Below are 24,426 nucleotides of genomic sequence, written 5' to 3' on the forward strand. Positions count from 1 at the left end.
GTTTGGATGGTGTCGCTCATTTGCCCACCTTCCATTCAAGGTGATCGGGGCCTTGGCCCACGGGTGACTTGATCGGATCGAACCCTGGTTGCGCCTCGGCGGGGGCTTCTGCCTTTTCGATTTTGACCCGCAGGTCGAACCATGCGGCCTGCCCGGTCACCGGGTCGGAATTGGCCCAGCGCAGGCCATCCCCCTTGGGCGGCAGAAGTTCGTGAATGAGGTGGTTGAGCAGGAAGCCCTTGGTCGCCTCGGGCGCGTCCTTGTCGAGCGCCCAGGCGCCCTTGCGCTTGCCGATGGCGTTCCATGTCCAGACGGTGTTTTCATTGAGCGCGGCCATGTGGGCCACCGGCACGGTGATCTCACCATGGGCCGAGGTCACGCGCGCCCAATCGCCTTCGGCAAAGCCATGCTTTTGCCAGATATTGGTCGGCAGGTAGAGCGGGTTGTGCCCGTGGATTTGCCGCAGCCATGCGTTTTGCGTGCCCCATGAATGGTACATGGCCATGGGCCGTTGGGTGAGGGCGTGAACATCGAATTCCTCGGTGTCGACGCCGGTGTCCTCAAAGGGCGCGTACCAGATCGGCAGCGGATCGAGCGTTTCCTTGATCCGTTCGCGCAGGTGGTCGGGCGGTTGCCGGTCACCATGCCCTTCGGCGGCCAGTTGGAAGCGGCGCAGGGGTTCGGCGTAAAGGTCGAAGATATAGTGTTGCGGGCTGTCGAAGAGTCCAAGCTCTACCGCCCAGTCCTGATAGGCCTTGTTCCACGGTTTGTAATAGCTGGCATCCTCGGGGATGTGCTTGACCATGAAACCGCCGTTCTCGATGTAATGGTCGAGCTGCGCCTCGTTCGGGCCGCCGCGCCCATGGGTCAGGCCATCTTCGCCCATGCGCCATCCGGCCAGCGGGCCGATGCCCGGCTTGCGTTCGTGGTTGGTGATGTAATCGCCGTAATCGGCGTATTTCTGGCTGCCGTCTTCGTTGACGAAACCGGGCAGGTTGAGGCGCGCGCCCAACTCGCACAGCACCGATTGGAAGCCGCGCACGTCGCGGTCCGGCTCAACCACCGGCCAGCGGATGGCGTCGGCGGCGGCATCCGCCTCGCAAATCGGGCGGTCGAGCAGCGAGATGCAATCGTGCCGTTCCAGGTAGGTGGTATCGGGGAAAATCAGGTCGGCATAGGCAACCATTTCCGAGCTATAGGCATCGGAATAGATGATATGCGGGATGACGTAATCGCCGTTTTCGTCGGTGTCGGTCAGCATGTCGATCACGCCGCGCGTGTTCATCGACGAGTTCCACGACATATTCGCCATGTACATGAAGAGCGTGTCGATCTTGTAAGGGTCGCCCGCGTGGGCGTTGGAGATCACCATGTGCATCAAGCCGTGGGCCGACATGGGGTTTTCCCATGTGAAGGCCTTGTCGATGCGGGCGGCGCTGCCATCGTCTTTCAACGCCAGATCGTCGGGGCCTTGGACAAAACCGAGGTGCGGGCCGTCCAGTGGCTTGCCCGGTGTCACGCCGCAATGCGGTTTGGGGTGGGCGCTGACGGGTTTGGGGTAGGGCGGTTTGAAGCGGAAACCGCCCGGAACCTCGACCGTGCCCAGCAGGATTTGCAGCAGGTGCAGCGACCGGCAGGTTTGAAAGCCGTTGGAGTGGGCGGAAATCCCGCGCATCGAATGGAAGCTGACCGGGCGGCCCGTCATGGTCTTGTGGGTCTCGCCGCGGAAATCCGTCCATTCGTGATCCAGCTCGAAGGCCTCGTCAAAGGCGACGCGGGCCAGTTCGGCGGCGATGGCGCGAATTTTCGCAGGTTTTATGCCGCATTTCTCGGCCACGGCCTCGGGGGCGTATTGATCGTCAAGGTAGCGCTCGGCGATCAGGTGCATCACGGGTTTATGGGTAATGCCCGCCTTGCGGTGACTGGCCGACAGGTCGGGCTGCACGCCGGGTTGATCAAAGGGCGTCAGCTTGCCTGTCTTGCGGTCGATGACCAGCGTCTTGCCGTCGTCATCGCGCAGCAACAGCCCGTGTTCGGGCGAATCCGGGTCCATGTTCACAAGGCAGGGCGCATTGGTGAAACGCGCGAGGTAGTCCAGATCAATCCGGCCCGCCTTGAGCAATTCGTGGATCAGCGACAGAATGAACAACCCATCGGTGCCCGGCGTGATGCCGACCCAATCGTCGGCCACGGCGTTATAGCCCGAACGAATGGGGTTCACCCCGATCACACGCGCGCCGCGTTCCTTGATCTTGCCGATGCCCATCTTGATGGGGTTGGAATCGTGATCCTCGGCCACGCCGAAAATCATGAACAGCTTGGTATAATCCCAATCGGGTTGCCCGAATTCCCAAAAGGCGCCGCCCATGGTGTAGATGCCCGCCGCCGCCATGTTCACGGAACAAAAGCCGCCGTGGGCTGCGTAGTTGGGGGTGCCGAAGTTTTGGGCCCAGAAGCTGGTGAAGCTTTGCGATTGATCGCGGCCCGTGAAAAAGGCCAGCTTTTCGGGGTTCTTTTCGCGGACGGGGGCCAGCCATTCGGTGGCAAGGCCGAGTGCTTCGTCCCACGAAATCTCCTCGAACTCGCCCGAGCCGCGGGGGCCGACGCGTTTCAGGGGCGCACGCAGGCGCGACGGCGCGTTGTGCTGCATGATCCCGGCGCTGCCCTTGGCACATAGCACGCCCTTGTTCACCGGGTGATCGCGGTTGCCCTCGATATAGGCGACCTTGCCGTCCTTCATGTGCACATTGATGCCGCAGCGGCAGGCGCACATGTAGCAGGTTGTCTTGCGCACCTCGTCCGAGACCTTGGGCGAGGTGTTGATCTTCGGTTGGTGAAGCGTCATGCGCGTATCCCTGTTTTAATCCTGCGTCACGTTAGGGCAGATGCCCCATAGCCGCGACAGTTTTCTTCTTTTGTCATCTTTCCCGAACATTGATGCCGGGGAAGCCGAAGCGGGGCAAAACATTGTTTCGTGGTTGCCCTGTTTCGTAGAAATTCATTGGCGGGGACTAATCCATCGCCTGTAAGACCGTGACAGCGATCATTTCGGTCACGTCCGCCGCGCTGCATCCACGCGAAAGGTCATTCGCGGGCTTTGCAAGGCCCTGCAAGATCGGGCCGATGGCGGCGTAACCGCCCAGGCGTTGGGTCATCTTGTAGCCAATGTTGCCCGCATCGAGGTTGGGAAAGATCATGATATTGGCCTGCCCCGCGATCTCGGATTCGGGGGCCTTGCTTGCTCCCACGGAGGGCACGAAGGCCGCGTCGAATTGCAACTCGCCGTCGGCGTGCAGGTCGGGGTGGGCCGCTTGCAGCTTGGCCAAGGCATCGGTGACCTTGGTCACTTTCTCATGCCGGGCGCTGCCCTTGGTGGAGAACGACAAAAAGGCGAGCTTGGGTTCCTCGCGCATCAGTGACCGACAGGAACGGGCGGAGGCGGCGGCAATCTCGGCCAGTTCATCGGCCGATGGGTCGATCACCAGCCCGCTGTCGGAATACAGCATGGCCCGGCCGTGCGGCGTGGCCTGTTCCGGCGGGTACATCAGGAAAAAGCTTGAGATCATGGCGGCATCGGGTGCCTTGCCAATGACCTGAATGGCGGTGCGCACGACATCGGAGGTGGTGGCCACGGCCCCGCCGACGGTGCCGGTGGCATGGCCCGTGCGTACAAGCATGGCAGCATAGACCAATGGGGATTGCACAGCCGCCTGCGCGGCCTGCATATCTACACCCCTGTGCTTGCGCAGATCGAAAAACGCCTCGGCGAAGCTGTCGCTGAGGGGGCTGGTGGCAGGGTCATGAATGGTGAGGTGATCGCTGGCTTCGGCGCCTTGATCGGCAAGGGCCTCTTCAACGGCCCCGGCATCCCCTACAAGGATGACATCGGCCAAACCGGCCTGAATGGCGGCAAGACCCCCTTGGACAACACGAGGGTCTGCACCTTCGCTTAGGGCAATGGTCGCACGATGGGCCGGGGGATCTGACAAAAGCAGATTGATCGGTGTCTTTGTCATCTCCCCCAAGCCCTTATCGTTGCTTATTGCGGCGTCATGTCCGAGGCGTCGATACCGGCCACGGCAACGGGTTTCTTCATCGCGTCGCGGCGGAAGGGTTCACCCAGTTCCTGGTTGATCATCGCCTCGATCAGGGTGGTGGTGCCGTTTTCCATCTGGTCCTTGACCGCCTGGTTCAGCGCATCGGTCAGTTCGTCCATGGTGCGGGCGACCACGCCTTTGAGGCCACAGGCCTTGGCGATACCGGCGTAGCTGACGTCGTCGTCCAACTCGGTGCCGACGAAGTTATCGTCGAACCACAGGGTCGAGTTGCGCTTTTCCGCGCCCCATTGGTAGTTGCGGAAGACGATCTGCGTGACCGGGGGCCATTCGCTGCGGCCGATGGCGGTGAGTTCGTTGACCGCAATGCCGAAGGCGCCGTCACCGGCAAAGCCCACAACCGGTACGTCCGGGCAGCCGATCTTGGCGCCGACGATGGCCGGAAGGCCATAACCGCAAGGCCCGAACAGACCCGGCGCAAGGTACTTGCGGCCCTCTTCGAACGCCGGGTAGGCGTTGCCGATAGCGCAGTTGTTGCCGATGTCCGAGCTGATGATCGCCTCGCGTGGCAGGGCGCTTTGGATGGCACGCCACGCCATGCGGGGGCTCATCCATTCGGGCTTGTCGGCGCGGGCGCGTTCGTTCCACGAGGTGCCGGGATCGTCGTCTTCGTGATCCATCGACGAAAGCTGTTGTGCCCAGCGGGATTTGGTTTCGGCGATCTTGGCCTTGCGCGCGTCGCGGCCTTCGTCACCGGCGGTATCGGAGAGTTGGGTAAGGATGCCGTTTGCCACCTTGGCGGCATCGCCGACGATACCGACGCTGACCTTCTTGGTCAGGCCGATGCGATCCGGGTTAATGTCGACCTGAATGATCTTGGCGTCGGCGGGCCAGTATTCCATGCCGTAGCCCGGCAGGGTCGAGAACGGGTTCAGGCGTGTGCCGAGGCAGAGCACCACGTCGGCCTCTTTGATCAGTTCCATCCCAGCCTTTGAGCCGTTGTAACCAAGCGGGCCCGCGAAAAGCGGGTGCGAGCCGGGGAAGGCATCGTTGTGCTGGTAGCCCACGCAAACGGGGGCATCCAGACGCTCGGCCAAGGCTTGGCTGGCCGCGATGCCGCCTTTCGACAGGACCACGCCCGCGCCGTTGAGGATGACCGGGTTCTTGGCTTCGGACATGATGCGCGCGGCCTCGGCAACCGAGTTTTCGCCACCCGAAGAGCGTTCGAATTCAAGGGCTTGCGGGATTTCAACGTCGATCACCTGCGTCCAGTAATCACGCGGCAGGTTGATTTGCGCAGGGGCCGAAAGCTGTTTCGCCTTTGAGATCACGCGCGCCAGAACCTCGGCCACGCGCGACGGGTCGCGCACCTCTTCCTGATAAGCGACCATGTCCTCAAAAAGCTTCATTTGCTCGACTTCCTGGAAGCCGCCCTGACCGATGGTTTTGTTCGCCGCTTGCGGCGTGACCAGCAGAAGCGGCGTATGGTTCCAGTAGGCGGTTTTCACGGCGGTCACGAAGTTGGTGATGCCGGGGCCGTTCTGGGCGATCATCATCGACATCTTGCCGGTGGCGCGGGTGTAGCCATCGGCCATCATGCCGGCGCTGCCTTCGTGGGCGCAATCCCAGAAGGTGATCCCGGCCTTTGGGAAAAGGTCGGAGATCGGCATCATGGCCGAGCCGATGATCCCGAAGGCATGTTGGATCCCGTGGCGTTGAAGGGTTTTCACGAAAGCTTCTTCGGTGGTCATCTTCATGTTTGGCACTCCCAAGAGAAAAATGGCCGGAAATCCGGCGAGTCGGGCAGAAGGTATGCCGCAGCGAACCCGTTAAGTAGGGCCAGATGTAAAGCCATGCTATGTCCAGTGCAAATAATTATTGAGACCAAACGTCTCAATTGATGATAAACTATATTACACGCAGCGAGGCGAAAATTCACGGAAAAATAATTTTCAGATTAATTCACAGATAGTTACGAGACGCACCCGCAAGGCCATTAATTTTTGGCCTTGGCCAGTTCCTCGGCCAGAATCGCGATGCCGCCGGGGATGCGCTCGGAGGGAATCGAGGAATAGGCCAGCCGGTAAAAGTTGCGCGGTGCGCCGGGGCCGCGAAAGAAGGGCCGCCCCGGTTCGATCAGCACGCTGCGTTTGCGCAGGTTATGATCCAGTTCCTCGGTATCGACCCGCTTGGGCGCGCGCATCCAGATGGACGAACCGCCAAAGACCCCGCGCCCCTCGACCCCCAAGCCATGATTGGTCAGGGCCTGTTCCATCACCTTGCGGCGGCGGGCGAAAACCTGCCCCATGCGCCGTATCAGGCTGTCGTAATGTCCAAGGCTTAGGAAATAGGCCGCCGTACGTTGGATATGCCCCGGCGGATGGCGCAGCACCGAGGCGCGCAGGGCGCGGCACTCGCGAATAAACTGTTTTGATCCAACGAGATAGCCCAACCTGAGCCCCGGAAAGATCGACTTGGAAAAGCTGCCCACGTAGATCACCCGCCCCTCGGTATCGAGCGATTTGAGGGCCGGAGAGGGGCTGCGCAGGAAAGAGATTTCGAACTCGTAGTCGTCCTCGACAATCAGCGCATCCATCTCGCGGGCCTTGGCCAGCAGCTCCTTGCGCCGGTCCAGTGGCATCGTGGCATTGGTGGGCGACTGGTGGCTTGGCGTGGTAAAGATCACATCGGCATGATCGGGCAATGCCTCGGGGGGCAGGCCGTTCGGATCGACCTCGACCGCCGAGAGGTGACAACGCGATTGGGTCAGAATATCGCGCAGCGCATGATAACAGGGTTCTTCAATCGCGGCGGTGCGCCGTTGGGTCAACAGAACCTGTGCCGTCAGCCATAGCGCGTTTTGCGCCCCCATGGTCACAAGGATCTCATCGGGTTGGGCAAGGATGCCGCGCCGGGGCAGGGTGTGGCGCGCGATAAACTCGATGAGCTTGGGGTCGTCCTGATCGAAATAATCCGTGGTCAGCGCGGAAAAGTCTTTTTGACCAAGGGCTTGCAGTGCGCAGTGGCGCCAGTTGGCATGGTCGAACAGGCTTGGGTCTGTCTGTCCGTAGATGAAAGGATAACGATAGCTTGACCAATCGAGCGGCTTGTGAGGGGTGCGCCCGCCGGTAAAGCGGCGACCAAGCGCGCGGGACCAGTCGATGCTGTCGCGGCTGGGTGGGCTTGGGGTGAATTGCGGAGGTTCCGGAGCGTTTTCAGACACATAGTAGCCCGAGCGATCCCGCGACTCGAGGTAATCGTTGGCCAAAAGCTCGGTATAGGCGAGGGTCACGGTGATGCGGCTAACGCCCAGGTGCTGGGCTAACTTACGGGAACTAGGGAGTTTTTCGCCCTTGCGAAACCGCCCCGACAGGATGCCATGGGCGATCATCTGTTGGATGCGGGCCTGTAGCGTGCCCTCACCATCGGGGTTGAGAAAGAAGGTTTCGACCGAAATTGCCATGGGAACAGATTAGATTGGACTTATCGCGGTGACAATCTGGTATGATGGGTTTTCGTACGAGTCGTACGTCTTATACCTGCGTTTCGTACGAAAATCGGAGGGCGGGCTGACAGGGTCGTACGAGTCGTACGAAACCCGGGCGGCTTGAGCGCGGAACGGGGTTTGCACAACGGGCCGCAATCCTGTTGTCTGTGGTCGAGTCGATGACAGTGGAGGCATAAAATGATCGCGGTCATTTTCGAGGTGACCCCCGGCGCGGGGCAAAAGGCCGATTACTTGGAGATGGCCGCCAAGATGCGGCCATTGGCGGAAAGCGTGGAGGGGTTCATCAGCGTGGAGCGCTTCCAGAGCCTGACCAACCCCGAGAAGCTGCTATCGCTGAGCTTCTGGGAGGATGAAGCGGCGGTGGAGCGTTGGCGGCAGTTGGAGGCCCATCGCGGGGCGCAAAAGGCGGGGCGCGAGCGGATGTTCGACGATTACCGCCTGCGGGTGGTCAGCGTGATCCGCGACTACGGGATGGAAGACCGCGCCGAGGCCCCGGCGGATAGCAAGGCGGTGCATGGGGGGTGAGGTAAGGTGCCCGGGCAATCGCTGCGAAGTGGACCGCCCCGCGCGGAATCAAGGCGCGTAGCGCCGCCGCGCGATCGCCAGCCCGCCCCCCGGGCTGGCGATTGGGTGACGTATGCGCGCCGTGTCGAGGTTTTCCGATAGTTGCTGCGATAAATCGAGGGGCTCAAAGGGTGTATCGCCACCCCGCGGTCTGGCGAGCGCGCGGCTTATAACGTCAGGCGGCCTACTTCCGCTTGTCATTATATTTTGATTTAATGATTTCTGCCGTTGCGCACACCCACTTCTCGAATGTCTCGGTTCTATAGCCAGATTTGCCGATGTTGACGCATTTGCAGACTAATTGGCTGTTACTATAAGAATAACCCCAACCAGCATTAATTTGATCCAGAGATGGCTCCCAAGGGCGGGATGAAAGCCGAGAATACCCTGTCTCAGGTTCGTAGGCCTCTGCCTCCTCTGAAAACGGCAGGCCGCTTATTGCGCATACACCGCAACTCTCTGTCCAAAGCTGAACAAACTCAGCTTCGGACATGATTGCTATCCGCCTCGCTGAAGCGCGCCGCTTTGCAGCTCGGTACGCACCCTTTGCAGAAAGCGGTAAATCAGCAAAAGACAAGGAGTTGTTACCGCGCAAACTTCTTGTGCTTGATCCGCGTCGGTTCAAGCGCATCTGGCCCCAACCTGCGCTTCTTGTCTTCCTCGTAGTCCTCGAAGTTGCCTTCGAACCATTCGACGTGGGCCTCGCCCTCGAAGGCGAGGATGTGGGTGCAAATGCGGTCGAGGAAGAAACGGTCGTGCGAGATGACCACGGCGCAGCCGGCGAAATCGACGAGGGCGTCTTCCAACGCGCGGAGGGTTTCGACGTCCAAGTCGTTGGTCGGTTCGTCGAGCAAGAGCACGTTGCCGCCGGATTTCAACAGCCGGGCCATGTGGACGCGGTTGCGTTCGCCGCCCGACAGGAGCGAGACCTTTTTCTGTTGGTCGCCGCCCTTGAAGTTGAAGGCCGAGCAATAGGCGCGCGAGTTCATCTGGGCATCGCCCAGTTGGATGATCTCGGCCCCGCCGGTGATCGCCTCCCAGACGGTTTCATCGTCTTTCAGGTCATCGCGGGATTGGTCGACGTAAGACAGATCAACCGTATCGCCGTATTCGACGGTGCCTTCGTCGGGCTGTTCCTGCCCTGTCAGCACCTTGAAGAGCGTCGATTTACCCGCGCCGTTGGGGCCGATCACGCCGACGATGCCGCCGGGGGGGAGGGAAAACGACAGATCCTCGATCAAAAGCTTGTCGCCCATGTGCTTTTTCAGGCCCTCCACCTCGATCACCTTTTGCCCGAGGCGCGGGCCGTTGGGGATGACGATTTGCGCGCGGGCGAGTTTTTCGCGCTCGGACTGGTTGGCCAGATCGTTATAGGCATTGATCCGGGCCTTGGATTTGGCTTGCCGGGCCTTTTGGCCCTGACGCATCCATTCCAGTTCGCGTTCGAGGGTTTTCTGGCGCGATTTATCCTCGCGCGCCTCTTGTTCCAGCCGCTTGGCCTTTTGTTCCAGCCAGCTTGAATAGTTGCCCTCGTAGGGGATGCCGCGCCCGCGGTCGAGTTCGAGAATCCAGCCGGTGATGTCGTCAAGGAAATACCGGTCGTGGGTGACGATCAGGATGGTGCCCTTGTAGTCGATCAGGTGCTGTTGCAGCCAGGCGATGGTCTCGGCGTCCAAGTGGTTGGTCGGTTCGTCCAAAAGCAGCATGTCGGGCGCTTCGAGCAGCAGTTTGCACAGGGCCACCCGGCGTTTTTCACCGCCCGAAAGGGTGGTGACATCGGCATCGTCGGGCGGGCAGCGCAGGGCCTCCATGGAAACGTCGATCTGCGCGTCGAGATCCCAGAGATTCTGGCTGTCGATCTCGTCTTGAAGCTGCGCCATCTCGTCGGCGGTCTCATCCGAGTAATTCATCGCCAGCTCGTTGAAGCGGTCCAGCTTGGCCTTTTTCGCGGCCACGCCCAGCATGACGTTTTCGCGGACGGTCAGCGCCGGGTCGAGATGCGGTTCCTGCGGCAGGTAGCCGACCTTGGCGCCTTCGGCGGCCCATGCCTCGCCGGAGAATTCGGTGTCGAGGCCGGCCATAATTTTCATCAGGGTGGATTTACCCGCGCCGTTGGGGCCGACAACGCCGATCTTCACGCCGGGCAGGAAGCTGAGGTGGATGTTCTCGAAGCATTTCTTGCCGCCGGGGTAGGTCTTGGAGACGCCCTGCATGTGGTAGACGTATTGATAGGCTGCCATTTTATACCGCTCCTGCGAGGAAAACTTGGGTTTCCCGCGATATACCCTTGGGGGCAGGGCGTAGCAATGGGCGGTTAGCCTTGTTTTCCGGGGGCCTTGGGGGTGGCGAAGGTTCCCGGGGCCTCAAGGGGGGTGTTTTCGCGCAGCCAGTTGATCATGGCGTCGAAACCTCGGTGCAGGACCGAATTGAATGAAATTGTAAGCATTGGACCTTCCGGCCCAGTTGGACTAAGGCAGGCGGGTGACTGTCGGGCGTGCATCGTCCGGGATGGCGCAGGGAGGATGCAGCAGATGCGGTTGGGCATGCCACAGGCGCGCGCCGGGCAGGTGATCGGGCTTTTGGGCGGGTCGTTCGACCCGCCGCACAAGGGCCATGTGCATATCAGCCGCGAGGCCCTGCGCCGGTTTGGCCTTGACCGGGTGTGGTGGCTGGTGAGCCCCGGCAACCCGTTGAAAGAGCATGGCCCCGCGCCGTTGGAGGCGCGCATGGCGGCCTGTCGCGATCTGGTCAGCCATCCGCGCATCGAGGTCAGCGATATCGAGGCAAAGCTTGGCACGCGGTATACCGCCCAGACCCTGCGCGAGATGCAGGCGCGGTACCCCGGCGTGCGCTTTGTCTGGCTCATGGGGGCCGACAACCTGGCGCAGTTCGATCAATGGCAGGATTGGCACGACATCATGCGCCGGGTGCCGGTGGGCGTTCTGGCCCGGCCGGGGCAGAGGATTTCGGCGCGGATGTCGAAGGCGGCACAGGTCTACGGACATGCCCGGCTGCGCGGCAAGCGCGGTGTTCTGCTGGGCCGTTCCGTGCCGCCGGCCTGGGCCTTTGTCAACGTGCCGATGCTGGATATCTCGTCAACCCGGTTGCGGGCGCGGGGGCAGTGGACGCGAGGCGAAAAAGGCGAATGAATGGATTGTCTGGACGGCTGACCTGCGGTTAACTGGTGTCATGAAGAAAGTCTTTTCACGGCGTGCCTTCTTGTCTTCGGGGTTGTCGATGTTCGGGGCGGCGGCTTGTGCCAACGCGCCGGCGGTTTCGTTGCGGCCCACGCGGCGGCCCGAAGGGTTCGCCAGCCGCGCGGCGCCGGGGGCCGAGGCGCTGGTCAAGAACGCGCAGCTTGGCGGCGATGTGGCCTTTTCGGTCATGGATGTGAAGACCGGCCTGACCCTTGAGGAGCGCGGGGCGCGTGACGGTTTGCCGCCCGCCAGCGTGATGAAGGCGGTGACCGCGCTTTATGCCCTGGACACCCTTGGCGCGGGATATCGTTTCAAGACGCAATTGATCGCCACCGGGCCGGTCGAGGGGGGCGTTTTGAAGGGCGACCTGATCCTTGCGGGGGGCGGTGACCCGACGCTGGACACAGATGCGCTTGCGGATATGGCGGCGGGGTTGAAGGCCAAGGGGGTGCGCGAAGTGCGCGGCCAGTTCCGCACATGGGGCGGCGCCTTGCCCTTCGAGAAGGTCATCGACGCAAGCCAGCCTGCGCATGTCGGATACAACCCGTCGATTTCGGGGCTGAACCTGAATTACAACCGGGTGCATTTCGAATGGCGGCGCGGCGGCGATGGTTACCAGGTGACGATGGATGCAAGATCGGGGCGCTATCGCCCCGAGGTGCAGGTGGCGCGGATGGTGATTTCGACCCGGTCACGGCCGGTTTACACCTACAAGGATCGCGGCGATCATGACAGTTGGACCGTATCGCGCAAGGCGCTGGGCGGGCGCGGGGCGCGGTGGCTTCCGGTGCGCAAACCGGCGGCCTATGCCGGAGAGGTGTTCCGGGTTTTCGCCCGCTCGCAGGGGATCACCCTGCAGGATGGCGGGGAATTGCGGGCCACGCCCAAGGGCAAGGCGCTTGTCACCCATCAAAGCGCGCCGCTGCGCGATGTGTTGCAGGGGATGCTTAAGTATTCCACCAACCTGACCGCCGAACTGGTTGGCATGACGGCCACCCGTGCCCGCACGGGGCAGGTGCAATCGCTGGATGCCTCGGCCCGCGAAATGAGCCGTTGGGCGAGGACCGAACTGGGCGTCAGCGGTGCCAGGCTTGTGGATCACTCGGGGCTTGGCGATGCGTCGCGCCTTTCGGCACGCGGGATGACGCAGGCCTTGGTCCGGGTGCATCAGGCGGGGGCCTTGCGCCCGATCCTCAAGGATATCGAGATGCGGGACGACAGTGGCAGGGTGAACCGCAATCACCCGATCAAGGTTCAGGCCAAGACCGGGACGCTGTATTTCGTCTCGGCGCTGGCGGGCTACATGACCGCACCGGATGGCACCGAGATGGCCTTTGCCATTTTTACGGCCAATACGGCGCGCCGTGCCAAGATGGACCAGAACGCCAATGAGCGCCCGCCCGGGGCAAGGTCGTGGAACAGGCGCGCCAAACAGTTGCAACAAGACCTTATCGAGCGCTGGGGCATGGTTTACGGCAGTTGAGCGCATGGGCCATGCAATGGTCCGGTTTCTATTCATGCGGCCATGACACAGCGCCCCGATATCATGATCGAAACCCCGGGCAAGTTTTCCAGGTTTCGGAGCCTTCTTGCCAGCTTTCCTGTCGCGGTCTAGCGTGAGTGCAGACCAAGGAGGTACCCCCCGATGAAACTTGTTTTTTCCGCAGCCTCGCCCTTCGTGCGAAAAGTGCATGTTGTTTTGCATGAAACCGGCCTTCTGGACGAAGTCGAGATCGTCCCGGTTGCCACCACGCCTTTCGATAGCCCGGCAGAGGTTGTTGCGGCCAACCCCTTGGGCAAGATTCCGGCGTTGATCCGCGACGAGGGGCCGTCGATCTATGACAGCCGGGTGATTTGCCGCTATCTGGACGACCGGGCGCAGGCGGGGCTTTATCCGCAGGCGCGCCTGTGGGAGGTGCTGACTCTGGAGGCCACGGCGGACGCCATCATGGAGGCCGCCATTTCGATCGTTTACGAGCATCGGTTCCGCCCGCCCGAAAAGGTCTATGATGGCTGGTGCGATGTGCAATGGGGCAAGGTCGAGCGCGCGGTCGAGGCGCTGAACGCGCGCTGGATGAGCCACCTGAACGGCCCGCTGGATGCCGGGCAGATCGCCGTGGGCTGCGCCTTGGGCTATCTGGATTTTCGCCTTGCGGAACGGAACTGGCGCAAGGGCAACGACGCGCTGGACGATTGGTTCGCTGTCTTTGCCGAGCGCGAGGCGATGCAGGCCACCCGGCCCGAATAGCACCCGCGCCGAGGTTTCGGTTTGTATCCTTGCAGGCGTGGATTTAGGAAAAATGGGCGGCGCAAGGGCCGCGCGGCGGAGGCGAAGGCAAAACCATGAGCAGTGTCATTACACCTGTTATCCTGTGTGGCGGGTCGGGAACCCGGCTTTGGCCCTTGTCGCGCAAGAGCTATCCCAAGCAGTTCGTGCCGATGATCGGCGATGGCAGCCTTTTCCAGCAATCGGCCCGGCGATTTTCGGGCGCGGAGTTTGCCGCGCCGGTGGTGGTGACCAATTCGGATTTCCGGTTCATCGTGACGCAGCAATTGGGGGATGTGGGGATTGATCCCGGCCCCGTTTTGATCGAGCCGGAGGGGCGCAACACGGCACCCGCGCTGTTGGCGGCGGCCCTTGTGATTGCCGAGGATGACCCCGAGGCGATGATCCTTGCCGCGCCTTCCGACCATTACATTCAGGATGCAGAGGCCTTCCGCGCCTCGGTGTCGGCGGGATGTGCCGCCGCGCAAGCGGGGCGGATCGTGACCTTCGGTATCGTGCCGGACCGGCCCGAGACCGGCTATGGTTACCTGGAACTGGGCGACGGAGCGGAGGGCGACAGGGTGCTGCCGCTCAACCGGTTTGTCGAAAAGCCTTCGCTGGACCGGGCGCAGGAGATGTTGGACCAGGGTGGATACCTGTGGAATTCGGGGATTTTCCTTTATGCGGCGAAAACCCTGATCACCGCCTATGAGCGCCATGCGCCGGAGATGCTGAAGCAGGTGCGCGCGGCGGTTTCCGAGGCACAGGCCGATCTTGGATTCCTGCGTCTTGCTCCCGACCCTTGGGCGCAATGCGAGGATATCTCGGTCGATGTGGCGATCATGGAGAAATTCGATGCCTTGTCGGTTGTCCGGCATGCCGCGGATTGGTCCGACCTTGGCGGTTGGGAGGCGGTCTTGCAGCACTCGGAGGCCGATGCCGACGAGGTGGCCTGTCAGGGGCCGGTGCGGGCAGTCGATTGCAAGGGATCGCTTTTGCGGTCGGAAAACGACGGTCAACAGCTTTTGGGGCTGGGCCTTGAGAATATCGTTGCGGTGGCCATGCCCGATGCGGTGCTGGTGGCCGACCGATCGCGGGTGTCGGAACTGGGCGATGCGGTGAAGGCGATGCGCCGCGCAGAGGTGCCGCAGGCCGATACCTTTCCGATTGACCACCGGCCATGGGGCTTTTTCGAAACGCTGATCCTTGGCGGGCGGTTTCAGGTCAAACGTATCGTGGTGAACCCCGGCGCGGCCTTGAGCCTGCAAAGCCATATGCACCGGGCCGAGCATTGGATCGTGGTGGCAGGTACCGCCAAGGTAACGATCGACGACAAGGTGCAAATTGTCGGTGAAAACCAGTCGGTCTATATCCCGCTGGGCGCGGTGCATCGCATGGAAAACCCCGGCAAGGTGCCGATGGAACTGATCGAGGTGCAGACCGGCAGTTACCTGGGCGAGGATGACATCATCCGTTATGAAGACGTGTACGCCCGGGGGCAGGGCGCCAAGGGGTAACCCATAAAGCGTTCCGCCTTTGGCCTGAGACATCGGCGAATGGCGGAGCGCGTGAAGTGCTTTAGGCGGCCAACCCTTTGCTGCCCAAGTCAAGGAACTTCTTACGCCGGTCCTTGACGAGTTTTTCAGGCGATTTGCCGTCCAATTCGGCCAGCAATGTCTTGATCGCCTCACCGACCGAGGCAATCGCGGCCTCGGCGTCGCGGTGCGCGCCGCCAAGTGGCTCATCAATCACCTTGTCGGCCACGCCCAGTTTCAGCAGGTCTTGTGCCGTGAGGCGCAGGGCCTCGGCGGCTTCGCGCATTTTCTCGGCGTCTTTCCACAGGATCGAGGCGCAGCCCTCGGGCGAGATCACCGAGTAAACCGAATGTTCCAGCATCGCCACGCGGTTCGCCGTGGCAAAGGCCACGGCCCCGCCCGAGCCGCCTTCGCCGATCACCACGGAAATCAGCGGTACGCCGATTTGCAGGCATTTCTCGGTTGAGCGCGCGATGGCCTCGGATTGGCCGCGTTCCTCGGCGCCTTTGCCGGGATAGGCGCCGGGGGTATCGACAAGGGTGATCACCGGCAGGCCGAAGTTATCGGCCATTTCCATCAGGCGGATCGCCTTGCGGTAACCTTCGGGCCGGGCCATGCCGAAGTTGCGTTCGATCCGCGACTTGGTGTCATTGCCCTTTTCATGGCCGATGACCATGACGGGGGTGTCGTTGAACCGCGCCAGCCCGCCCATCACGGCGTGATCGTCGGCAAAGTTCCGGTCACCGGCCAGCGGGGTGTATTCGGAAAACAGCGCTTCGATGTAATCGCGGCAATGCGGGCGTTCGGGGTGGCGGGCCACCTGGCATTTGCGCCACGGCGTCAGCGATTTGTAGAGGTCTTGCAGCATCGCCTCGGCCTTGCGGTCAAGCGCGCCGGCCTCGTCCTCGACATCCATCTTGTCTTCGCTGGACCGGGCAAGGGCGCGCAGCTCTTCGGCCTTGCCTTCGATTTCGGCCAGCGGTTTTTCGAAGTCGAGGTAATTGGTCATCGTGCACTCCCGGTTCAACGCTGCGATATATGGCCTTGTGGGGCGTGATTTGCAATCGGTCAGATGAAAAGACAGCCTCGGCAATGGGGCGCGGTGACTGCGCGGCCTTGCCCTTGCCGATATTGGTCAGAGGTCAGGGTCTATATTTCCAATGCCGCCCGCAATGCCAGTTCGGGCGAGGCCAGAACCGGCACGCGCATATCGGTCAGGCGATCGGCGGCGGGGGCCATCGAGGCCTGCGCCAGCACAACGCAAGACAGCTTGGGCAGGGTCATGGCGGCCTGGCGAATCTCACCGGCGATAACGGAGGTGAAGGCGTCGGTTTCCCCGGCTTCGAACAGCGGCCAGTATTGGGTGAGCGGCAGGGGGTGAACCTTTTGCCGGGAACCCGTGGCCTGCAAGGCGCGGTCCAGAAGCGCGAGGCTGGACTCATAGGTGCTGTCCAGCGCGTAGGCCAGCATGATCGCCCCGTCCGATTGCGCGGCGGCCTGCATCATTGGCCAGTCGATGCGCAGCGCGCCAAGCGATTCGGCGGTCGCGCCCAGCGTGGTGCAGGTGCACAGCGTGGGGCCGGGGGCCGTGGCGATGGCTTGGGCCAAATCCTCGGTCACGCTTTCATCGCCCGCGCGGGCGCGGTCCAGCCATTCGGGGCGGGTGATGTGGTGCAACTTGGCCCCCGGTGCGAGGCGGTCGCGCAGGGAGACAAAGGTGGCTTCGTGCAACTTGGCGGTATGGATCAGGGTCAGGGTCATTGTTGGCTCAGATGTTCGAGGGCGTGGCACGACAGCGTGAAATCCTGATCGCAAGCTTTGGTCAGGGCCTCGGTGGCTTTGGCCAAGGTCTCGGGTTTGGGCGTTTCGCGGTATTCGCCCAGTTGCGTCATCCCGTAGGCCGAACAGCCAATCGCATCGCCCGCGTCACAGGCTTTTTCAGCGATGGAAAGGAAGGCCTGTGCATCCTTGGGGTTGAGAATACGGGTGGCCAGCAGCGTGCAAATCCGGCCGTGGCCTGCATCACACAGGTTTTGCAGATTGGCGATGGTTTCCGCCTTGATCGGGGCCTCGACGGGTTGGGAGGGCTCGGTTTGGGCAAGGCCCGTGACCGCGAAACCAAGGAAGAAACAGGCATCGTCGTATTCGGCCACGCAGCCTTGGGTCAGGAAATCAAGGCGTTCATAGGGCGTGACCTCGCGCAGGTTATAGTCTTCGATCAGAAGCCCAAGCCGCCCGCAGGCCTTGGCATCGCCAGCCTTGCACGTGGGGCGCAGGGTTTCAGCCTCGGCTTTGGCCAGTGATTTGGCTTGGGTCATCAACGCCTGATAGGTGGGTTTCTCGGGGCGTGCGCTGCCCATTTTTTGCAGGCCTTGGGCCTGCCAGTAACAGCCATCGGGGTTGCCCTCGGTGCAGGCCTGTCCGGTGGTTTGCAAAAGCAGAAGCGTCGCCTCGGCGGGGTTTGCGGCGTTGGAGGTCTGGGCCTGCTTTTGAACCAGGTTCACCCACTTGAAGCACTGCGCGAAATCGCCCGCGCGGCAGTTGGATTGGCCCTCGGCGAGGGCCGTGGCAATTATCCGGTCGCCACGTTCGGGATCCTTGGGGAAAGGGGGAATGGCGTAATAGTAGTAGGCGGAAATCGCTTGGCACTGGCCGATGTCGGTACCGTCGCAGGTAAGCGCGTCAGCGGTTTGGGCCTGAGCTGTGGAGCATAGGGCCAAGGCCGCCCAAAGCGTGACGAGGAAAGCGCGCATCGTGTTGTCCCTTCAGGTGACGCGCGGGTGGGGATCACCCGCCTGCGGGCCATAGCACGGGGATCAGGGTGGCGACCAGAAGGGCGGCCATCGCAAGATTGAATTTTTGCAGGGTGCCGGGGCGCTTGAGCAGGCGGCGAAGCTGTTGGCCCAACACCGTCCAGCTTGTGGTGGAGATCAGCGAGGCCGCCACGTAGGTTCCCGCCACCCAAAGCACCGCCGGGATATCGCGGCTGGCGGCGTAAAGGGTCACCGCCGACAGGGCCATCGACCATGCCTTGGGGTTGACCCATTGAAAGGCGGCGGCCTGCAGGAAGGTCAGCGGGCGGCCCGTGGCCTCGGTCGCCTCGGGCGGGGCGGCATTGGCGATCTTCCATGCCAGGTACAGCAGGTAGCCCACGCTGAGCGCCTTGAGGATCGTGTAGCTGAGCGGCCATAGGTCAAAGACCTGCATCACCCCCACGCCCACCAGGAACACCATGATGGGAAAGCCAAGCCCGATGCCCAGCATATGCGGCACGGTGCGGCGAAAACCAAAGTTTGCGCCCGAGGCCATGAGCATCAGGTTGTTGGGCCCGGGGGTTCCGGCGGTGACGAGGGCAAAGCCGAAAATGGCGGCGAGAAGATCAACTGTCATGACTGCAATGTTACGCCGTGTGTTGCGCATTGGAATTGCGTTTTAATGTGCCTTGTGGATAATTGCACAATATATGGCGGACATTGACGATATAAACGCGCGAATATTGCAAGAGTTGTCCCGCGATGGCCGGATCAGCAACATTGATCTGGCGGACCGGGTGGGGCTGTCGCCCTCGGCCTGCCTGCGCCGGGTGCAGGATTTGGAGCGGCGCGGGGTGATCGCGGGCTATCGGGCCGTGCTGGACAAGACGGCCTTGGGGGTGGGCTTTGCCGCCTATGTCACCGTGGGCCTGAACAGCCACACCAAGGCCAGCCAAGAAGCGTTCGAGCGTGCCATGGCGCGAGCCGCCGAGGTGGTGGAGTGCCACAATATCACCGGTGCGGTGGAATACCTCTTGCGGGTCGAGGCAACGGACCTGACGGCCTACAAGCGGTTTCACACCGATGTTCTTGGGACATTGCCGCAGGTGCATGCCATTACCTCTTATGTGGTGATGGGGTCGCCCAAGGACGAGCGGGCCTAATCGCCCGGGGGCTGCACGCGGTTTATGGCCCAAAGCGTTGTGATCGGGCCGATCAGTTCGAATATGACCGTGGTGGCGATGGTCAGGCCCAACAGAAGGTCGGCGTAGTCCGGAAATTCCTGTGCCGCGACAAGGGCCATGCCCACGGCGACGCCCGCCTGTGGAAGAAGTGCCATGCCGTACCATGGGCGGTACTTGGCAGGAGTGCCCGCAGCGGCCCCGCCGATCCAGCCGCCCAGGGCCCGCCCCATGATGCGCAGGGCCACGTAGCCACCAAGGGCCAGCCCGACCCCGTTCAGTTTTGACAGGTCAAGCGAAGCCCCGGCCAGAAGGAAGAACAGGATCATGAAGGGCCATTGGATATGCTCGATCTCGTGAAAGGCGGTTTCGTGATGGCGGGCGAGGTTGGCCACCAAGGCCCCCGCCGTCATGCCCGCCAGAAGGAACGAGACCTCGGCCCAGATCGCAAGACCGGCGGTCAGGAAAACCACGCCCAGGGCCTCGGTCTGCATCGGCTCGCCCTCGCGCAGCCTGCCGGTGAGAAAGGCGGCGGGCAGGCCGACGAGCGCGCCAAGCACAAGCGCGCCGCCCACCTCCCATGCGGCGGTGCCGAAATGGCCAAGTTGTAACGCGCCACCCAAAGAGACAGCCACGACAACCGCCATGGAAAAGGCGATCAGGCCCCACGCGTCGTCAATCGCGACGATGCCCTTGAGGATGTCGGGAAAAGCGCCGCTTTTGCCTGCTTGCCGGATCGCGTCATGCGTTGCTGCCGGATCGGTCGCCGTGGCGATGGCCCCCAGTAGGATAGCCAGTGGCAAGGGCAGGCCCAAAAGCCACAACCCCCCGGTGACAAGCGCCATGGTTACCACGACGATCAGGGCCGAGATCAGCAGGATAGCCCGGCCATGGATGCGCAATTCGTCCATCGTCAGGGAACTGCCCAGAAGAAAGGCTACCATGGTCAGCGCGGTCACCGAGAGGAAATCATAAAGCGCCTGTGCCTCGGATGGGATCGCGTCAAGGCCCGACGGCCCCACGGCAATGCCACAGGCCAAAAGGACCGTCACCCGTGGCAGGCGCGTCCGGCGGCCCAGTTCATCGGCCAGGAGCCCGGTCAGGAACAGCGCGCCAAGCGCGATGAGGAGAACGGGAAGGTCCATTCCTTATCCCGCCAGCATGCGCAGACCTTGGGTCACGTCCGAGCGTACGGCAAGGCGCAGGCCCGGTTCATCGCCCGCCTTGAGGGCGGCGATGATCAGGCGGTGATATTGCGGTGGTTCCTTGCGGCGCAGGCGGCCGTAAAGCGCGCGCATTGTAGGCCCGAGTTGCAGCCAGACGGTTTCGGCCATGGCCAGCATGGCGGGGGCCTGCGCGCGCAGGTAAAGCGTGCGGTGAAACTCCAGGTTGCGCCGGATATAAGCGACGGCATCCTGGCGGGCGATATCCTCGGCGATGCGGGTGTTGATGGTTTGCAGCCGGTCAATCAGGGCGATGTGCGCGCGGGGAAGTGCGCGGCTGGCCAGTTCCACCTCGATCAGCGCGCGCAGGGCGGCCAATTCCTCGATCCGGTCGTTGCTGAGTTCCGGTGTGGTCACCCGGCCCGAGCTTGAAATCGTCAGCGCACCTTCGGCGGAAAGGCGGCGCACGGCCTCGCGCGCCGGGGTCATGGAGACCTCGAATTCCGCGCCTATGCCGCGCAGGGTCAGGGCCTGACCGGGGGCGATTTGGCCGTGCATGATGCGGCTGCGCAGGCCGCGATAGACGCGGTCATGGGCCGACGGGGCCGGATCGGGGCGGGGATTGAGCAACATGGCCTGACTGTGATCACAGATTCCCCGGCGGTCAATCGCCAAAGCGATAGGCATGCAGGCCGGCGCCATGTTCGCGCAGCCAGCGGCGGTGCGGTTCATATCCCGGGCAAAGCCTGTCGACCGTGGCCCAGAAGGCGGGGGAGTGATTCATCTCGGCCAGATGCGCCACCTCGTGGGCGGCCACGTAATCGAGCACCGGGGCCGGGGCCATGATCAGCCGCCAAGAATACATCAGCCCCCCGGTGGACGAGCATGACCCCCAGCGCGAGCGCGTATCGCGCAGGGTAAGTCGCGCATAGGGGCGCCCCAGTTTGGCAGCATAGTGATCCGAAGCGGCGGCCAGCCTGTCGCGCGCCTGCGCCTTCAGCCAGGCCTGCAGCCGTGGTGCGAGGCTGGATTCGGGGCCGGGAACATGCAGCATACCGTCCCGGGCCATGATCCGGCGGCCCGGCCCGGGGGCGATTCGGTGGGGCATGCCCTGAAACGGCAGGTCTTCGCCCATGCCGATGGATTGATGTTCGGGGCGTTTGTCCAGTTGGCGCCGGAGCCACCCCTGTTTTTTGCGGGCGAAATCCAGCGCCTCGTGCTCGGGCACGCCATGCGGCAGGGTCAGTGTCACCTTGCCGTCAAGCCCCGAAACACGCAGGGAAATCCGCCGTGCACGACCCGACCGGCGCAGGGTCAGATCAATGGGTGGATCGCCCGGAATCACATGCTGGCCCATATGGCCTCCTAAAGCCTTTGACACACGGGTTCCGTTATGGCAGGTGGCGCAGACCGTCGACAAGATCGAAAGAGTTGAAAGGGATCACCCATGCCCAAGGAAGAATGGGGCGTAAAACGCGTTTGCCCGACCACCGGAAAACGGTTTTATGACCTGAACAAGGATCCGATCGTCAGCCCCTACACGGGCGAGATCGTTGAGCTGGAAACCGGCAAGAGCCGGTCCATCACGGCGGACGCCGAGGATGCCGAGACCAAGAAGATGAAGGATTCGGACGCCGGGGGCGATTCCGAGGTTCTGGATGATGACGATGTTGACGTCGATCTGGGCGATGATGTTCTGGATGACGACGACGATGATAACGTCTCGTTGGACGAGATCGCGGATGTCTCGACCGAGGACAACGAGAGCTGATTTCGATTCCTTTGCGCGGAGCGGGATTTTCCACTTGATCCCGCCCGCGCCTTTGCCTAGATAGCGGCGAACATCGGCCCCACGGGGCCAACGGTTTGGGGCCTTAGCTCAGCTGGGAGAGCGCTTGCATGGCATGCAAGAGGTCAGGGGTTCGATCCCCCTAGGCTCCACCAAATCGCCTTTGATAGGCACCCCCCATAATAAGGCATTATTATTTTTGGACAGCCCTTGTTTTGCAAGGGCGGCAATGCGCAGAAACGGGCTTTGCAAAGTTGGGCCAAGGCCAAGTTGTCACCGCAGGCAAGCGGCGCGCATCTGGCGAACACGTTCTGCATTGTCTTGCGCAATGCCTCCATCGGCATTCCACAACGAGTTTTCGAACCCAACCCGCAGCTTGCCGCCCCGCCGGTGCGCCTCGCAAAGGCAATCGGTTTCGCCCCGACCAAAGGCACAGACCGCCCAATCAGGCATCAGGCCCATGGCTTCCTTGCGCGCAAGGAAGGGCGTCAGATCGTCGGGGTTGCTGTCCTGATCCTTGCTGTAGCGCCCCAGAACGAAAATCATCTGGAGGCCCGGAGACCGGAGCAACTCATCGGGTAACAAGCGCGATAACAGATCAAAATCCGACGCGTCATATAGAATATGTTGCACGGCGATACCCCGCGCGTGGCACTCCTGATAAAACCCCATGACCACCGAATCCTCGGTATCCTGAACCATCTCGCGCAGGGCGATGGAAACAAACCCCGCCCCCGCCTCTAATGCGACCGCGCGTTGATGCGGCGCTGCATACCGGCCAGCGGCCTCGGTGGTGATCTGAAGCGTCATCTCCGGCACGACCGTGTGTAACTCGGAAAGCGCCTCGCGGTAGGCGCCTGAATCCAGCAAGTGACACCCTTGGGAATCCCGCAGATGCAGGTGCAGCCCATCCGCCCCCGCCAGCGAGCAGGCCTTTGCCGTCGCGACGATTTCGGGCAAGGTCATCGGCAGCGCCGGGTGATCGGCCTTGGTGCGACGCGCCCCATTCGGTGCGACCATGAGATACGGTAAACCAGTCACGACAACGCCACCTCCAGGGCTGTTGAAAGTTTGCCGACAAGCTCATCAATCTGATCTTCGGTCACGATGAAGGGCGGCGCCAGCAGGATATGATCCCCTTGCCGCCCGTCAATCGTTCCACCCATTGGATAGCACATCAGGCCCGCCTCCATTGCCGCCGACTTGACCCGTTTGTGAAGTTTGAGCGACGGATCGAAAGGCACTTTCGTTTCGCGATCCTGTACCAGCTCCACCCCCTGAAACAAGCCGCGCCCGCGAATGTCGCCCACGTTGGGGTGCTGGCCGAGCTCATCTGTCAGGCGGTCCTTGAGTGTGGCACCAGCGGACAGAACACCCGGCAAAACATCCTTATCGGTCAAGCGGCCCAGAACCGCCCCGGCGGCCGCCATGGCCATCGGGTGGCCGATATAGGTGTGCCCGTGCTGGAAAAAACCTGACCCGCCAGCAATCGTGTCATGGATTTGCGCCGAACACAGCATTGCGCCAACAGGTTGATACCCGGCCCCGAGCCCCTTGGCGATGGTGGCGATATCAGGGACGATACCCTCTTGCTCGCAGGCAAACAGCGTGCCGGTGCGCCCCATCCCACACATTACCTCATCAAGGATCAACAGGATTCCATGCCGGTCGCAAATCTCACGCACCCGCTTGAAGTATCCGGGCACGGAGGGCACAGCCCCCAGCGTGGCCCCGACCACCGGCTCGGCCACGAAGGCAATCACCGTCTCGGGGCCGACACGCTGCAACTCGGCCTCAAGCTCATCAGCCACCCGCAGGCCATAGGCTTCGGGCGTCTCTCCCTGTGCTCTCCCGCGGTATTCGTAACAGGGTGAAATATGGCTGGTCTCGATCATCAAGGGCGCGAAAGGCTCGCGTCGCCATGCATTGCCCCCCGTCGAAAGCGCGCCAAGCGTATTGCCGTGATAGCTTTGCCGGCGGGCAATGAAACGCCTGCGTTCGGGTTCCCCACGTTCAAGAAAATACTGTCGCGCAAGCTTGAGCGCGGCCTCGACCGCTTCGGACCCGCCGGACACCGGATAGACCCGGTCCAATCCCTTGGGCGCCTGGGCGGCCAGCGTATCGGCGAATGATTCGGCGGCCTCGGTCGTGAAAAAACTGGTGTGCGCGAAGGGCAGTTTTTCAAGCTGCTCACGGATCGCGGCCTTTACCGTCTCGTCGGAATGCCCAAAGCACGACACGGCCGCCCCGCCGCAGGCGTCCAGATAACGTTTTCCATTGCGATCAATGATATAGCACCCCTCGCCCTGATCCGCCCAAGGCAGGGTGGCATTGCACGAACGATGAAAAAGGGCCGACATGACGGGTTCCTCCGGCTGAGTGAAATCTGCTTGGCGCAAAACGAGATTTGCATTT

At 62.2% G+C, this 24,426-nt stretch carries 22 protein-coding genes and 1 tRNA gene; 8 read left to right on the plus strand and 15 right to left on the minus strand.

Features of this window, described 5'->3' with window-relative positions:
* Positions 1-16: 16 nt before the first annotated feature.
* From RBB32_RS04880 to RBB32_RS04895, 4 genes are all read right to left on the minus strand, one after another.
* Entirely contained in the window at positions 17-2,845 is a 2,829-nt protein-coding gene (locus RBB32_RS04880; protein WP_306151557.1) for a molybdopterin oxidoreductase family protein, read from the minus strand.
* Between the two features lie 166 nt (positions 2,846-3,011).
* Positions 3,012-4,016, minus strand: coding sequence for a phosphate acetyltransferase (gene pta, locus RBB32_RS04885; RefSeq protein ID WP_306151558.1), 1,005 nt, complete (start codon positions 4,014-4,016; stop codon positions 3,012-3,014).
* A 23-nt stretch (positions 4,017-4,039) separates the two neighbouring features.
* On the minus strand, positions 4,040-5,812 hold the full coding sequence (gene xsc / locus RBB32_RS04890; protein WP_306151559.1) for a sulfoacetaldehyde acetyltransferase: 1,773 nt from the start codon (positions 5,810-5,812) through the stop codon (positions 4,040-4,042).
* A 239-nt stretch (positions 5,813-6,051) separates the two neighbouring features.
* A complete protein-coding gene (locus tag RBB32_RS04895) occupies positions 6,052-7,518 on the minus strand; it encodes a PLP-dependent aminotransferase family protein (RefSeq protein ID WP_306151560.1) in 1,467 nt (488 codons plus the stop codon).
* Positions 7,519-7,740: 222 nt separating this feature from the next.
* Between RBB32_RS04895 and RBB32_RS04900 the strand changes: the two genes are divergently transcribed.
* A complete protein-coding gene (locus RBB32_RS04900; protein ID WP_306151561.1) occupies positions 7,741-8,088 on the plus strand; it encodes an antibiotic biosynthesis monooxygenase in 348 nt (115 codons plus the stop codon).
* 623 nt (positions 8,089-8,711) lie between these two features.
* Here RBB32_RS04900 and ettA read toward each other — a convergent pair.
* The gene (ettA, locus tag RBB32_RS04905; RefSeq protein WP_306151562.1) at positions 8,712-10,367 is read right to left on the minus strand and encodes an energy-dependent translational throttle protein EttA; all 1,656 of its coding nucleotides are present in this window, start codon (positions 10,365-10,367) and stop codon (positions 8,712-8,714) included.
* Between the two features lie 74 nt (positions 10,368-10,441).
* Positions 10,442-10,573: a hypothetical protein gene (locus RBB32_RS04910; protein ID WP_306151563.1), complete on the minus strand. Its 132-nt coding sequence runs from the start codon at positions 10,571-10,573 to the stop codon at positions 10,442-10,444.
* Between the two features lie 85 nt (positions 10,574-10,658).
* Between RBB32_RS04910 and RBB32_RS04915 the strand changes: the two genes are divergently transcribed.
* The 4 genes from RBB32_RS04915 to RBB32_RS04930 all read left to right on the plus strand — a co-directional run bounded on the left by RBB32_RS04915 (position 10,659) and on the right by RBB32_RS04930 (position 15,107).
* Positions 10,659-11,276 carry a nicotinate-nucleotide adenylyltransferase gene (locus tag RBB32_RS04915; RefSeq protein WP_306151564.1) on the plus strand — a complete coding sequence of 206 codons (618 nt, stop codon included), beginning with the start codon at positions 10,659-10,661 and terminating at the stop codon, positions 11,274-11,276.
* A 40-nt stretch (positions 11,277-11,316) separates the two neighbouring features.
* Entirely contained in the window at positions 11,317-12,807 is a 1,491-nt protein-coding gene (gene dacB, locus RBB32_RS04920; protein ID WP_306151565.1) for a D-alanyl-D-alanine carboxypeptidase/D-alanyl-D-alanine-endopeptidase, read from the plus strand.
* Between the two features lie 162 nt (positions 12,808-12,969).
* On the plus strand, positions 12,970-13,572 hold the full coding sequence (locus tag RBB32_RS04925) for a glutathione S-transferase (protein WP_306151566.1): 603 nt from the start codon (positions 12,970-12,972) through the stop codon (positions 13,570-13,572).
* Positions 13,573-13,667: 95 nt separating this feature from the next.
* A complete protein-coding gene (locus RBB32_RS04930; protein ID WP_306151567.1) occupies positions 13,668-15,107 on the plus strand; it encodes a mannose-1-phosphate guanylyltransferase/mannose-6-phosphate isomerase in 1,440 nt (479 codons plus the stop codon).
* Between the two features lie 61 nt (positions 15,108-15,168).
* On the opposite strand, the gene RBB32_RS04935 is transcribed toward RBB32_RS04930, so the two are convergent.
* The 4 genes from RBB32_RS04935 to RBB32_RS04950 all read right to left on the minus strand — a co-directional run bounded on the left by RBB32_RS04935 (position 15,169) and on the right by RBB32_RS04950 (position 18,515).
* Positions 15,169-16,134, minus strand: a complete 966-nt coding sequence (locus tag RBB32_RS04935) for an acetyl-CoA carboxylase carboxyltransferase subunit alpha (protein ID WP_306151568.1) — start codon at positions 16,132-16,134, stop codon at positions 15,169-15,171.
* 140 nt (positions 16,135-16,274) lie between these two features.
* Complete coding sequence (locus RBB32_RS04940) at positions 16,275-16,886, minus strand: hypothetical protein (RefSeq protein WP_306151569.1); 612 nt, start codon at positions 16,884-16,886, stop codon at positions 16,275-16,277.
* Positions 16,883-17,878, minus strand: a complete 996-nt coding sequence (locus RBB32_RS04945; RefSeq protein ID WP_306151570.1) for a hypothetical protein — start codon at positions 17,876-17,878, stop codon at positions 16,883-16,885. Before RBB32_RS04945 ends, RBB32_RS04940 begins: the two co-directional genes overlap by 4 nt.
* 34 nt (positions 17,879-17,912) lie before the next feature.
* A complete protein-coding gene (locus tag RBB32_RS04950; RefSeq protein WP_306151571.1) occupies positions 17,913-18,515 on the minus strand; it encodes a LysE family translocator in 603 nt (200 codons plus the stop codon).
* Between the two features lie 73 nt (positions 18,516-18,588).
* Here RBB32_RS04950 and RBB32_RS04955 point away from each other — a divergent pair, with 73 nt between their 5' ends.
* On the plus strand, positions 18,589-19,041 hold the full coding sequence (locus RBB32_RS04955) for an Lrp/AsnC family transcriptional regulator (RefSeq protein WP_306151572.1): 453 nt from the start codon (positions 18,589-18,591) through the stop codon (positions 19,039-19,041).
* On the opposite strand, the gene RBB32_RS04960 is transcribed toward RBB32_RS04955, so the two are convergent.
* The 3 genes from RBB32_RS04960 to RBB32_RS04970 are packed head-to-tail and all read right to left on the minus strand — an operon-like array spanning position 19,038 to position 21,579.
* The gene (locus RBB32_RS04960) at positions 19,038-20,204 is read right to left on the minus strand and encodes a cation:proton antiporter (RefSeq protein ID WP_306151573.1); all 1,167 of its coding nucleotides are present in this window, start codon (positions 20,202-20,204) and stop codon (positions 19,038-19,040) included. The two genes, RBB32_RS04955 and RBB32_RS04960, sit on opposite strands and share 4 nt — an antisense overlap.
* Before the next feature lie 3 nt (positions 20,205-20,207).
* On the minus strand, positions 20,208-20,855 hold the full coding sequence (locus tag RBB32_RS04965; RefSeq protein WP_306151574.1) for a GntR family transcriptional regulator: 648 nt from the start codon (positions 20,853-20,855) through the stop codon (positions 20,208-20,210).
* A 31-nt stretch (positions 20,856-20,886) separates the two neighbouring features.
* On the minus strand, positions 20,887-21,579 hold the full coding sequence (locus RBB32_RS04970; protein ID WP_306151575.1) for a M48 family metallopeptidase: 693 nt from the start codon (positions 21,577-21,579) through the stop codon (positions 20,887-20,889).
* Positions 21,580-21,669: 90 nt separating this feature from the next.
* On the opposite strand from RBB32_RS04970, the gene RBB32_RS04975 reads away from it, so the two are divergent.
* Both RBB32_RS04975 and RBB32_RS04980 read left to right on the plus strand, forming a co-directional pair.
* Entirely contained in the window at positions 21,670-21,993 is a 324-nt protein-coding gene (locus RBB32_RS04975; RefSeq protein WP_306151576.1) for a TIGR02300 family protein, read from the plus strand.
* Between the two features lie 97 nt (positions 21,994-22,090).
* A tRNA-Ala gene (locus RBB32_RS04980) sits at positions 22,091-22,166 on the plus strand.
* A gap of 118 nt (positions 22,167-22,284) precedes the next feature.
* Here RBB32_RS04980 and RBB32_RS04985 read toward each other — a convergent pair.
* The gene (locus RBB32_RS04985; protein WP_306151577.1) at positions 22,285-23,052 is read right to left on the minus strand and encodes a 3-keto-5-aminohexanoate cleavage protein; all 768 of its coding nucleotides are present in this window, start codon (positions 23,050-23,052) and stop codon (positions 22,285-22,287) included.
* On the minus strand, positions 23,049-24,371 hold the full coding sequence (locus RBB32_RS04990; protein WP_306151578.1) for an aspartate aminotransferase family protein: 1,323 nt from the start codon (positions 24,369-24,371) through the stop codon (positions 23,049-23,051). Before RBB32_RS04990 ends, RBB32_RS04985 begins: the two co-directional genes overlap by 4 nt.
* Between the last annotated feature and the right edge of the window lie 55 nt (positions 24,372-24,426).

The sequence above is a fragment of the Roseovarius sp. MMSF_3281 genome, from assembly GCF_030733685.1.
Classification (GTDB): Bacteria; Pseudomonadota; Alphaproteobacteria; order Rhodobacterales; family Rhodobacteraceae; genus Roseovarius.

What these genes read in the sequence shown, in the direction of transcription:
- RBB32_RS04880 (WP_306151557.1), bottom strand. Translation starts at nt 2,845, where the DNA reads ATGACGCTTCACCAACCGAAGATCAACACCTCGCCCAAGGTCTCGGAC.
- pta (WP_306151558.1), bottom strand. Translation starts at nt 4,016, where the DNA reads ATGACAAAGACACCGATCAATCTGCTTTTGTCAGATCCCCCGGCCCAT.
- xsc (WP_306151559.1), bottom strand. Translation starts at nt 5,812, where the DNA reads ATGAAGATGACCACCGAAGAAGCTTTCGTGAAAACCCTTCAACGCCAC.
- RBB32_RS04895 (WP_306151560.1), bottom strand. Translation starts at nt 7,518, where the DNA reads ATGGCAATTTCGGTCGAAACCTTCTTTCTCAACCCCGATGGTGAGGGC.
- RBB32_RS04900 (WP_306151561.1), top strand. Translation starts at nt 7,741, where the DNA reads ATGATCGCGGTCATTTTCGAGGTGACCCCCGGCGCGGGGCAAAAGGCC.
- ettA (WP_306151562.1), bottom strand. Translation starts at nt 10,367, where the DNA reads ATGGCAGCCTATCAATACGTCTACCACATGCAGGGCGTCTCCAAGACC.
- RBB32_RS04910 (WP_306151563.1), bottom strand. Translation starts at nt 10,573, where the DNA reads ATGCTTACAATTTCATTCAATTCGGTCCTGCACCGAGGTTTCGACGCC.
- RBB32_RS04915 (WP_306151564.1), top strand. Translation starts at nt 10,659, where the DNA reads ATGCGGTTGGGCATGCCACAGGCGCGCGCCGGGCAGGTGATCGGGCTT.
- dacB (WP_306151565.1), top strand. Translation starts at nt 11,317, where the DNA reads ATGAAGAAAGTCTTTTCACGGCGTGCCTTCTTGTCTTCGGGGTTGTCG.
- RBB32_RS04925 (WP_306151566.1), top strand. Translation starts at nt 12,970, where the DNA reads ATGAAACTTGTTTTTTCCGCAGCCTCGCCCTTCGTGCGAAAAGTGCAT.
- RBB32_RS04930 (WP_306151567.1), top strand. Translation starts at nt 13,668, where the DNA reads ATGAGCAGTGTCATTACACCTGTTATCCTGTGTGGCGGGTCGGGAACC.
- RBB32_RS04935 (WP_306151568.1), bottom strand. Translation starts at nt 16,134, where the DNA reads ATGACCAATTACCTCGACTTCGAAAAACCGCTGGCCGAAATCGAAGGC.
- RBB32_RS04940 (WP_306151569.1), bottom strand. Translation starts at nt 16,886, where the DNA reads ATGACCCTGACCCTGATCCATACCGCCAAGTTGCACGAAGCCACCTTT.
- RBB32_RS04945 (WP_306151570.1), bottom strand. Translation starts at nt 17,878, where the DNA reads ATGCGCGCTTTCCTCGTCACGCTTTGGGCGGCCTTGGCCCTATGCTCC.
- RBB32_RS04950 (WP_306151571.1), bottom strand. Translation starts at nt 18,515, where the DNA reads ATGACAGTTGATCTTCTCGCCGCCATTTTCGGCTTTGCCCTCGTCACC.
- RBB32_RS04955 (WP_306151572.1), top strand. Translation starts at nt 18,589, where the DNA reads ATGGCGGACATTGACGATATAAACGCGCGAATATTGCAAGAGTTGTCC.
- RBB32_RS04960 (WP_306151573.1), bottom strand. Translation starts at nt 20,204, where the DNA reads ATGGACCTTCCCGTTCTCCTCATCGCGCTTGGCGCGCTGTTCCTGACC.
- RBB32_RS04965 (WP_306151574.1), bottom strand. Translation starts at nt 20,855, where the DNA reads ATGTTGCTCAATCCCCGCCCCGATCCGGCCCCGTCGGCCCATGACCGC.
- RBB32_RS04970 (WP_306151575.1), bottom strand. Translation starts at nt 21,579, where the DNA reads ATGGGCCAGCATGTGATTCCGGGCGATCCACCCATTGATCTGACCCTG.
- RBB32_RS04975 (WP_306151576.1), top strand. Translation starts at nt 21,670, where the DNA reads ATGCCCAAGGAAGAATGGGGCGTAAAACGCGTTTGCCCGACCACCGGA.
- RBB32_RS04990 (WP_306151578.1), bottom strand. Translation starts at nt 24,371, where the DNA reads ATGTCGGCCCTTTTTCATCGTTCGTGCAATGCCACCCTGCCTTGGGCG.